Origin of the sequence: Coleofasciculus sp. F4-SAH-05 (assembly GCF_040222985.1) — a bacterium.
Classification (GTDB): Bacteria; Cyanobacteriota; Cyanobacteriia; order Cyanobacteriales; family Coleofasciculaceae; genus Coleofasciculus; species Coleofasciculus chthonoplastes.
In genome coordinates this window covers 1-10,154 of the sequence record NZ_JAVKBY010000167.1, presented here as the reverse complement: position 1 = coordinate 10,154, position 10,154 = coordinate 1, and the positions used below count along the sequence as shown (strand labels likewise).

Annotated in this window: 7 protein-coding genes and 1 pseudogene; 4 read left to right on the top strand and 4 right to left on the bottom strand. The window is 45.0% G+C overall.

Annotation, left to right across the window (positions count from 1 at the left end; genetic code table 11):
* Nucleotides 1–643 precede the first annotated feature (643 nt).
* On the bottom strand, nt 644–2,536 hold the full coding sequence (locus tag RIG27_RS20395; protein ID WP_446348163.1) for a tetratricopeptide repeat protein: 1,893 nt from the start codon (nt 2,534–2,536) through the stop codon (nt 644–646).
* A 32-nt stretch (nt 2,537–2,568) separates the two neighbouring features.
* Between RIG27_RS20395 and RIG27_RS20390 the strand changes: the two genes are divergently transcribed.
* The 4 genes from RIG27_RS20390 to RIG27_RS20375 all read left to right on the top strand — a co-directional run bounded on the left by RIG27_RS20390 (nt 2,569) and on the right by RIG27_RS20375 (nt 8,585).
* Nucleotides 2,569–2,691, top strand: coding sequence for a hypothetical protein (locus RIG27_RS20390; protein WP_446344644.1), 123 nt, complete (start codon nt 2,569–2,571; stop codon nt 2,689–2,691).
* 41 nt (nt 2,692–2,732) lie between these two features.
* Entirely contained in the window at nt 2,733–2,900 is a 168-nt protein-coding gene (locus RIG27_RS20385) for a hypothetical protein (RefSeq protein WP_446348161.1), read from the top strand.
* A gap of 169 nt (nt 2,901–3,069) precedes the next feature.
* The gene (gene ppsA / locus RIG27_RS20380; protein ID WP_446348159.1) at nt 3,070–5,505 is read left to right on the top strand and encodes a phosphoenolpyruvate synthase; all 2,436 of its coding nucleotides are present in this window, start codon (nt 3,070–3,072) and stop codon (nt 5,503–5,505) included.
* Nucleotides 5,506–5,744: 239 nt separating this feature from the next.
* Nucleotides 5,745–8,585, top strand: a complete 2,841-nt coding sequence (locus RIG27_RS20375; RefSeq protein ID WP_446348157.1) for a CHAT domain-containing protein — start codon at nt 5,745–5,747, stop codon at nt 8,583–8,585.
* Here the strand turns inward: RIG27_RS20375 and RIG27_RS20370 are convergent.
* The 3 genes and pseudogenes from RIG27_RS20370 to RIG27_RS20360 form a co-directional block, all read right to left on the bottom strand.
* On the bottom strand, nt 8,560–9,000 hold the full coding sequence (locus tag RIG27_RS20370) for a DUF928 domain-containing protein (protein WP_446348165.1): 441 nt from the start codon (nt 8,998–9,000) through the stop codon (nt 8,560–8,562). The two genes, RIG27_RS20375 and RIG27_RS20370, sit on opposite strands and share 26 nt — an antisense overlap.
* 67 nt (nt 9,001–9,067) lie before the next feature.
* Nucleotides 9,068–9,496, bottom strand: a complete 429-nt coding sequence (locus RIG27_RS20365; protein ID WP_446348155.1) for a DUF928 domain-containing protein — start codon at nt 9,494–9,496, stop codon at nt 9,068–9,070.
* A 53-nt stretch (nt 9,497–9,549) separates the two neighbouring features.
* Nucleotides 9,550–9,976 (bottom strand): annotated as a pseudogene (locus tag RIG27_RS20360) (Rpn family recombination-promoting nuclease/putative transposase); the annotation flags it as partial.
* Between the last annotated feature and the right edge of the window lie 178 nt (nt 9,977–10,154).

The window sequence follows — 10,154 nt, the reverse complement described above, 5'->3', positions numbered from 1 at the left end:
CCGCCGTACTCAATTGGCATCACTGAACCCTTAATTTTATCGGGTCGCCCTGGACAAAAACCGCGAGATTTTAATCATAAATGGCAACAATCGCGACAATTCCAGGTCAACATTGCCCAGTATTTTTAATTATCGGATAAGACGGTAGGGGCGACCCGCTGTACTCAATTGGCATCACCCAACCCTTAATTTTATCGGGTCGCCCTAGACAAAAATCGCGAGATTTTAATCATAAATGGCAACAATCTCAACAATTCCAGGTCAAAACCACCCAGTATTTTTAATTATCGGATAAGACGGTAGGGGCGACCCGCCGTACTCAATTGGCATCACTGAACCCTTAATTGTATCGGGTCGCCCTGGACAAAAATCGCGAGATTTTAATCATAAATGGCAACAATCTCAACAATTCCAGGTCAACACCACCCGGTATTTTTAATTATCGGATAAGACTGTAGGGTATCAATAATTATCTGACACCGCATACATTAGATGAGGGCGAGTCGAGATATTTTAATTCTCACGCCGCCTACGATATGCAGCGACTCGCCCCTACAACCATTGATTATTGATTATTGATTATTGATTATTGATTATTGATTATTGATTATAAAAATAATAAAAACCTTTAAAATGATCACACTTAGTTTGGCGAGGGAGTCACTCTAGACAGTTGAGACTGCGCCGCTTCATAACAATCCAGTTTACCTAGATCACGGCAAAGTTGAGCCGCCTGCTGTAAATCGTTGATCGCGGCTAATCGATTTCCCAGTTGGGCTTGGGCTAACCCTCGTTCGTAGTAAGCTAAAGCATAATCAGGATTTTGTTTAATGGCTTGGGTGTAATCCGCGATCGCACCTAGAGTATCTTCTATTTCCTGACGGGCTAATCCTCGGTTATAGTAAGCGTCTGCTCCCTCTGGATTCAATTGAATCGCTACTGTATAATCCGTTATCGCCCCGCGACTATCTCCCCGACGCTGACGGGCTAAACCACGGTTTTGATAAGCTAGGGCATTATTGGGTCGTAAATTAATCGCGGTGGTACAGTCGTCAATCGCACCTTTTTGATTACCGAGGTTAGAACGAGAACGACAGCGTTTCAGGTAAGCCGTGACCAGATTGGGTTTAAGTTGAATAGCTTGGGTATAATCCTCAATGGCAGCTTGTTCATTTCCTAACTCGGCTTGGATTTGACCTCGATTCACCCAAGCTGGGGTAAAATTGGGGTCACGTTGCAGGACTTGAGTATAATCAGCCTTAGCCCCTTGGCGATCGCCTAACTCCAGGCGCAGATTTCCTCGTTGGTAATAGGCGTCCGCATTTTGGGGATTGAGTTGAATCGCCTGAGTCAAATCAGCCAAGGCGGACTGAGTTTTTCCCTGATTCGCGTAAATCTTTCCCCGATAATAGTAAGCTGTCGCATTTTGCGGCTGATAGGTAATTGCTTGAGTATAGTAGTCAATCGCCGCCTCAGATTGTTGTTCTTGTGCTTGGATTTTTCCTTGGTGGAGAACGTATTGCGCCATTAGGCGTTGCGGAAGGCGCAGGGTATAAGCCAGAACTAACGCCATGATTCCCACTAATCCGATAGCCGTGAAGATAACCCAGGGTTTAAACTGACGACTGGGATAGGTAATTGTCGCGATCGCAGGATTGATATCCGGTAACGAGGGTAGGGAAAATTGAGTAACTGTGTTCCTCTCCGGGATACGACTGAGATCCGCTAGCACTGTTTTAGCTTGGTGATAACGGTTCTGGTGATCATCATGCACCATTTTCTCCAGAATAGCGGCTAACTCTGGGCTAACTTGGGTGTAAGCTTGCCAAGCGCTGGTTTCATGTTGACCCTGGTTTGCTTGTTTGAGTTCTGCTAACTCGCTGGCGGATAATCCAGTCATAGCTTGAATGGCGATGATCCCCAAGGCGGACAAGTCACGATTAACGTGGAGGGGTTCTGGGAATGGTTTGGGGGAGTGATCAACAAAAGTCGGATTGGGGGGATTGGGGGCTAATTTGTGGAATGACTGGGCGATTTGGGAACTCAATTGGTGGATAATTCCCCATGTTGTTAGCACTAATTTGTCATCTCCTTGGCGGCGGATAATTGTGGAAGGTTTGAGGTTTCCCAAAACTGTGCCCTGTTTATGGACAAAGGCTAAGAGGTTGAGGAGTTCGTTTAACAGGCTAATTACCTGATTTTCGGTCAGCGGATCACCGGGTATGAGTTCGTCAGTTAAAGGATGACCGCGAATAAACTCTTGAACGAGATAAAACTGATGTATTTCCGCAAACGTGGTGATCAATCGGGGAATTTGGTCATGTTGACCCAGCTTTTTCAGCAATTCTGAGCTTTTTTCCAAACGGCTGAGAATAGATGATCGAGTTGGAGAGGAGTTCGGCGGGAGTCGAATTTGCTTGACCACGCATTTAGGATGCTGGGGAGAGTGAATATCTACCACTAAATAAGTGCGACCCAATTCATCGGTATCCAGGACTTTAATAAATTGGTAACGTCTTGCTAAGAGTTTGCCCATATTGATGCACGCTGACGCTCTGTGCAAAAATTATGACACGAAAGGCAAAATCCCCATTTTTGAAAAAAATCTGTTATGATAGCACGACAGAAAAAGCTCCAGAGGATCTCTGGAGCTGTTTTGAACCCGTGAATGTAGATGAACCCGTGAATTAAGATTCAGTCGAAAGAGAAATTGTAATACATGTTGGACGAGATTGGCTACACCCATAGAGCCAATCTTTTACTTTTTGAGAAGCATTTTGGGTCGAGAGGGGCTGGGAGGGGAAGCTGGGGGAGATGGGGAAGCCGGGGAAGCTGGGGAAGCTGGGGAAGCCGGGGAAGCTGGGGAAGCTGGGGAAGCGGGGGAAGCAAATAACCAATGACGTAGCTTGCTTCTCAAGGGAGCGAGTAGGACAAAGGACAAATGACGAATGACGAATGACGAATGACGAATGACAAATGACGAACATTTCTGTTAATTTTTCGTAACGTATTAGTGATCCCAAATATTTTATAAAGCTACACTTAAATTATACGGTTAAGAAAAAAGTTATGCTGACCTCAACCCCTCAGACATCTACCCCAGTCCCTAAAGATAAATCATTGATCCTCTGGTTTGATCAAATCCGATTGAATGACCTACCCTTTGTTGGCGGCAAAAATTCCTCTCTGGGTGAAATGATTGGACAACTCACTCCCCAGGGAATCAATGTTCCTACTGGGTTTGCGATTACGGCGTATGCGTATCGTTACTTGATCGAAAGTGCCGATTTAGAAGTCAAACTGCGCCACCTATTTGCAGATTTGAATGTGGATGATGTGAGTAATCTGCAACAGCATGGCAAAAAAGCGCGACAGTTAATCCTCAGCATGGAGTTTCCCCTAGAACTGACCCAAGCAATTCGGACAGCATATCAGGAATTGTGCGATCGCTATGGGGAGGGAACGGATGTAGCGGTTCGTTCCTCTGCGACGGCGGAAGACTTGCCAGATGCAAGTTTTGCAGGTCAACAGGAAACCTATTTAAATGTGAATAGTTTCAAAGGCGTGCTGGAATTTACTCATAAATGCTTCGCCTCCCTGTTTACCAACCGCGCCATTGCTTATCGGGAACATAACGGATTTGACCACTTTGATGTGGCACTTTCGGTGGGAATTCAGAAAATGGTGCGGTCAGATTTAGCCTGTTCCGGGGTGATGTTTTCCATTGATCCCGAAACGGGATTCAAAAATACCGCATTAATTACCGCCGCTTACGGCTTGGGCGAAACGGTGGTTCAAGGTGCGGTTAATCCCGATGAATACGTAGTCTTTAAACCCACCTTAAAACAGGGATGTCGCCCGATTCTGGAGAAACGTCTGGGAACCAAAGAAATTGAAATGATATACGACGAAGGGGGTTCCAGACTAACACGCAACGTGCGAGTCGCCCCCTGTGACCAAAAGAAATTCTGCCTTAAAGATGAAGAAGTCTTACAATTAGCACGTTGGGCGGTACAAATTGAAGACCATTATTCCCAACGGCGGGAAATCTATACCCCCATGGATATTGAATGGGCAAAAGATGGGATAACCGGGGAGTTATTTATTGTCCAGGCGCGTCCGGAAACCGTACAATCCCAGAAATCAGCACAAGTTCTCAAAACCTATCAGTTGAATGAACGCAGCGAGGTATTAGTTACAGGGCGTAGTGTAGGCGCAGCCATTGGTCAAGGAACTGCCCATATTATTATGGATGCGTCTCATATTCATCTGTTTGAACCGGGAGAAGTCTTAGTCACCAACCGCACTGATCCCGACTGGGAACCGATTATGAAAAAAGCCAGCGCCATTGTCACCAACCAAGGGGGACGCACTTGCCATGCGGCAATTATTGCGCGAGAAATGGGAATTCCGGCGATTGTCGGCTGTGGAAATGCAACCGAGGTATTAACCACGGGTCAAGGGGTGACAATTTCCTGTGCGGAAGGGGATGAAGGACGAGTTTATGATGGATTATTGCCTTTTGAAGTCCAAGAAACTCCCCTAGATAATTTACCTCGCACCCGAACCCAAATTTTAATGAATGTAGGTAATCCAGATCAGGCTTTTGGTTTAGCCGGGATTCCTTGTGATGGTGTGGGTTTAGCACGGTTGGAGTTTATTATTGCCAATCATATTGAAGTTCATCCCTTAGCGTTGATTCATTATCATCAGTTACAGGATGAATCGGTGAAAGCAAAAATCACTCAAAAGACCAAGAGTTATGCTGATAAACCTCAGTTCTTTGTCGATAAATTGGCGCGGGGAGTGGGGATGATTGCGGCGGCGTTTTATCCTAAGCCTGTGATTGTGCGGATGTCTGATTTTAAGAGTAATGAATACGCTAACCTTTTAGGCGGTCAAAGTTTTGAACCCAAGGAAGATAATCCCATGCTGGGGTGGCGAGGGGCATCACGGTATTGTGATCCGAAGTATCGGGAAGCCTTCGCTTTGGAATGTCAGGCGATACAGCGGGTAAGAGATGAGATGGGGTTAACTAATATCATTCCGATGATTCCCTTCTGTCGCACTCCTGATGAAGGGCGTCAGGTGGTAGCGGAGATGGCAAGAAATGGTTTACCCCGTGGGGTGAATGGGTTGCAGGTGTATGTGATGTGTGAGTTACCCAGTAATGTGATGGAGGCGGATGAGTTTGCTGAGGTGTTTGATGGGTTTTCCATTGGGTCAAATGATTTGACCCAATTAACGTTAGGATTAGACCGAGATTCGGCGTTGGTGGCGCATATTTTTGACGAACGCAATCGCGGTGTAAAACGGATGGTGAAGTTAGCGATACAAACAGCGAAAGAGTGTGGGCGTAAGATTGGGATTTGCGGTCAAGCGCCTAGCGATTATCCGGAGTTTGCTAAGTTTTTGGTGGAGGAAGGGATTGATTCGATGAGTTTGAATCCAGATTCAGTGTTAAAAACGCTGTTGATGGTGGCTGAGGTAGAAAGTCATTTGTAGGGTGAATTTGTAGGGTGCGTTAGCGCAGCGTAACGCACCGACTTATCCCATTGTCGTTGTTGGTTGGATTAACACTGGAATAAAGTAAAGGCTTTCAAGCTGTAGGTCATCTAGACGACGTTTCAGACCAGAATACCTATGATAGCGCGATCGCACTAACGCACCCGACAATTACCTGAGGTGTTTGTAGTAAGCGCTTCAGCGCTTGTTACAAACATAAATCTAAAAGGTTTAATGATATGAAACGCCTAGTATCCTTATCTGCCAATAAAATATCAAAGGGCTGTGTTCCTCGGACGTTTAATGGGTTAGCCAAATGGGTAAATTTACGCCTTTCTAGAATCGTGCGATCGCTCAGGCTTGTAGTCAGCGCTTCAGCGCTTATGGCACTAAAGTGCCTACTACGAACTGTGGCACTAAAGTGCCTACTACGAACGACGGCGCGATCGCTCCTCTTGGCTCTGTTAGGATTAAGCTTAAGTCTGGGTATCCATACAATACCTCTAGTAAGGGCAGAACTCCCTACCACCACTGAGACTCCCGCCTTAGTCCAAGTCGGCAAAAATTACTATGATGCCGGACAGTTTACCGAAGCGATACAGGTTTTGCAACAAGCAGCACAGGGGTATGCTGAGACGGGGAATACCCTTCAGCAAGCTCAAGTATTCAGTCTGTTGTCATTAACGTATCAGAAATTGGGACAGTGGCAAGCGGCGGAACAAGCGATTCAAACCAGTTTGTCTTTACTCAAAACTTTATCTGAAGCCAATCCCATTGTCCGCGCTCAAATTCTCAATGCTCAAGGGCGTCTCCAATTAGCCACAGGCAATGCTGAAGCGGCTTTAGCCACCTGGGAACAGGCAGAAACTCTCTATCAGCAAGCGGGTGATCTGATAGGAGCAATTGGCAGTCAAATTAATCAAACTGAGGCAATGCAATCCCTGGGATTATATCGACGAACTAAGCAACTTTATCAACGGCTAGAACAAGCTATTTTTAAATTAAATGATTCACCCGTTAAGGTAACTGGGTTACAAAATTTCGGGGCGATTTTGCGACAAGGGGGAAATTTAGAAAAATCTCAAGACATTCTCAGTCAAGGTTTAGCTTTAACTCAAGCCTTAGGCTTACCGCAACAGGAAAGTAAAATATTGCTAAGTTTAGGGAATACAGAGCAAACCTTAGCCCAACGCGCTAAAGTGTTTGAGAATTCCTCAGGCGAAGACTATATCCAAGCTGCCCTGACTCATTATCAACAGGCGGCAAGGAAAGCCACGCTTCCGTTAACCCGAATTCAAGCTAAACTTAATCAATTGAATTTATTGATTGAGACTGATTCTCTATTACCGGAGCAAGAATTATTATCCTCAATCTCAACCGGATTATCGACTTTACCCACAAGTCGGGCTTCTGTCTATGCTCATGTTAACTTCGCTGAAAGTTTGCTCAAGATGTCAGAACTAATGGCACATAAGCAAGGCATTAATGATAGTGTGGCAATCTTAAATACAGCGATTCAACAAGCTGAAAAGTTAGAAGATAAACGGGCGACATCGTATAGTTTGGGTACTTTAGGTAAGCTCTATGAAAAAAAACAAGATTGGACAAATGCCAAAACTGTGACCGAAAATGCACTCCTAATTGCTCAACAGATGAATGCCGCTGATATCGCCTATCAATGGCAATGGCAAATGGGGCGATTACTGCAAGCCCAAATCCAAGAGAGTTCTCAAAATCTGCCTGTTAATCCAGACGCGATCGCATACTATAATGAAGCGGTTAAGACACTCAACAGTTTACGTGGTGATTTAGTTGCCCTCAATCCTGAAATACAGTTTTCCTTCCGAGAAACTGTCGAACCCGTTTATCGGCAATTCGTGGATTTACTCCTGCGTTCTCCCACTCCCAGCAAAGAACATCTGATCCAAGCCCGTAATATCATGGAAGCCTTGCAACTGGCTGAATTGGATAACTTCTTTCGGGATGCTTGTGCCACACCAGAAGCCGTGAATATTGATAACGTCGATCCTCAATCCGCGATCGTTTATCCGATTATATTATCCAATCGCTTGGACATCATTCTTAAATTACCTGGACAAGATAACCTGCGCCACTATGCTCATCAAGGTATCTCAGAAAATCAAGTTGATCAAGCTGTGGAAAAATTGCGCCAAGATTTAACTAAACGCAGTACTAGCATCAGTGAAATTAAACAGGATGCAGCCCAACTTTATGATTGGTTAATTCGCCCCTTTGAAGCCGATTTAGATGCAGCCAACTCAGATAACCCCGCCGTTAAAACCTTAGTCTTTGTCCTCGATGGTTCCTTACGCAATATTCCCCCTTCTACTCTCTATGACGGAGAAAACTATTTAATTGAGCGGTATGCAGTGGCGTTAACACCCGGTTTACAACTCCTAGAACCCAAACCCCTGAAACGCGAGAATTTCCGGGGGCTGATTGCGGGAACACCCAATGCACCAAGCTTTGAAGCAGAAGGATTTTCTCCCCTAGATAATGTTGCTGATGAGTTAGCCGGAATCCAAGAACAAATCAACCTGAATCAACTTTTAGAAAATCAGGAATTTGAACAAGAAAATATCCGCAATCAGATTAATCAGGAACCCTTTAATCTGGTACATATTGCCACCCACGGCAAGTTTAGTTCTAATCCCCAAAAAACCTTTATTTTAGACTGGAGTGGGCGAATTAATGTTCAGGATTTAGATGATTTATTACGCGCCAATGAACCCAATCGTACCACTGCGATTGAATTACTGGTTTTGAGTGCTTGCGAAACAGCAACGGGGGATAAGCGTGCCGCATTAGGATTAGCCGGAATTGCCGTGCGAGCGGGCGCCCGCAGTACAGTGGCGACATTATGGCAAGTAAACGACGCATCCACCGCCGAATTTATGCAACGGTTTTACGAACAGTTAAAAACACCTCAACGGAGTAAAGCTGAAGCGCTGCGGCAAACTCAAATTGCTTTCTTAACGGAGTACCCAGATGATCCAGATAAAGATTATCTGCGCCCTTATCACTGGGCGCCTTTTATTCTGATTGGGAATTGGTTATAGCCTCATCCACTATAACACTGCCAATAATGGGTTCTTGCTTAATTTCTGTTAACCCAATTCGTTCATCCCCCAAAAGGTTTAGCCAGATACTTTCTAATGTGTCATCTTCAGGGTATTTCAAACGTAATTGAGCCAATTCTGTGAGCAGATCGTACCACATATCATGACGGGCATAAGCGGCGACTTGTTCTAGGGGATTTTTTGCCTGATTTAATGCCGCATCAAGTTCAGGAGGGTGGGAAACTCGTCGCACAAATCCTGTTAGTGATGCTGGCGTCAGTCGAGGTGTTGATTCCTGAGATTGTCTTGAACGAGGACAACTTATTTCAAAATACCAGCGATAGGTTTTATCTAGTTCTAATGGCTTTTCTTTTGTGGGAATAGTGACACTAACAATTCCGGGTGTGGCTGGCAGTTTAAAGGTGGTGCGATAAATACAGCGCTTCGCGCTCTTATGGAGTACAGTATTAGCCCGCTATCCCTCAAACTGCTAGATTGATGTTGTACCTCATAGCAGAGGAAAGCGCTGTATCATTTTCCCCCTGTTGGATAGAAAATTCTCCAGAGGATACTTTGTCTGAACTGTAGGGAACATAAATCCAAAATGTGGGATGTTCACTCACGGTTAATTGAAAGTTTTTGCCACCTGCCATGCGCGTCAGCAGCAGATCTCCTTCCTGGTATTCACAGTCACCACGAGTACCTGTTCCATTGTCGGTTTGAGGAGTACCGCCACCAGTATCATCAGGTAAATTCGGCAGGAGAGAGGGAATCGAGATTGGCTCAAAAATTGTATTTGATGGTTGAACCTGTGCCGTCGCTGGGGCAATAGTAGTCATTAAACTAATAATAATGCCAAGGGCTAGTACGGGTTGACGACGAGGGAGAAACATCACGTTTAAAATGTTCATATCTCACTTCATAAAAATACTAGAGGATAAGTAGGTGGACACAATTAAAGTTAACGGTTGAGTTCACTTAACCCTAACATGGCTTCTATCTCCTTGCGGCTTTTTTGTGGTAATTTGTAAACGATGATTGTTTCGATTAAATCAATTAAGCCTCCTTTTGTGGTTGGATCAGCGATCTGGACTTGGGCTTGGTTGATTAATTGCCTTGCCACTGTCGGTGCTGTCTGTTGATTCTCGATCACTAGCTTAACAATGTTTACCCCCAGCGAATCCGATGCCGTTTCCTCGAACTCGTCCAAGTAAATCCGTTGCACTCGACTGAAGAGTTCCCTAAATTGTAACGGTTGCTCTCTTTCAATTCGGCGACTGGGGTAAATGACTACAACCCGCCAGGGATGAGGGGGGTTTATATTGATTCAGAAAGATAAACAGTTCCGTAAATAAACGATAGTATAAATTCTCATCGGGTTGAAACTGAACGTAGTGCGATCGCGAGCTAATGATATACAGTACTTACGCACAAACGCCATTTATGGTAGGGGCACGGCAATGCCCATTGGTGTCAACTTAAGGGGAAATTTCCCCTTGAAATTACTCTCGGATTATCTCACCGCAAGACTTTCGCAGATTTTAAGCTAGTCTACCTACTGGAGTTAAG

Excerpts from the sequence above, each read along its gene's own strand:
- RIG27_RS20395 (WP_446348163.1), bottom strand. The coding sequence starts at position 2,536 with ATGGGCAAACTCTTAGCAAGACGTTACCAATTTATTAAAGTCCTGGAT.
- RIG27_RS20390 (WP_446344644.1), top strand. The coding sequence starts at position 2,569 with ATGACACGAAAGGCAAAATCCCCATTTTTGAAAAAAATCTGTTATGAT.
- ppsA (WP_446348159.1), top strand. The coding sequence starts at position 3,070 with ATGCTGACCTCAACCCCTCAGACATCTACCCCAGTCCCTAAAGATAAA.
- RIG27_RS20375 (WP_446348157.1), top strand. The coding sequence starts at position 5,745 with ATGAAACGCCTAGTATCCTTATCTGCCAATAAAATATCAAAGGGCTGT.
- RIG27_RS20365 (WP_446348155.1), bottom strand. The coding sequence starts at position 9,496 with ATGAACATTTTAAACGTGATGTTTCTCCCTCGTCGTCAACCCGTACTA.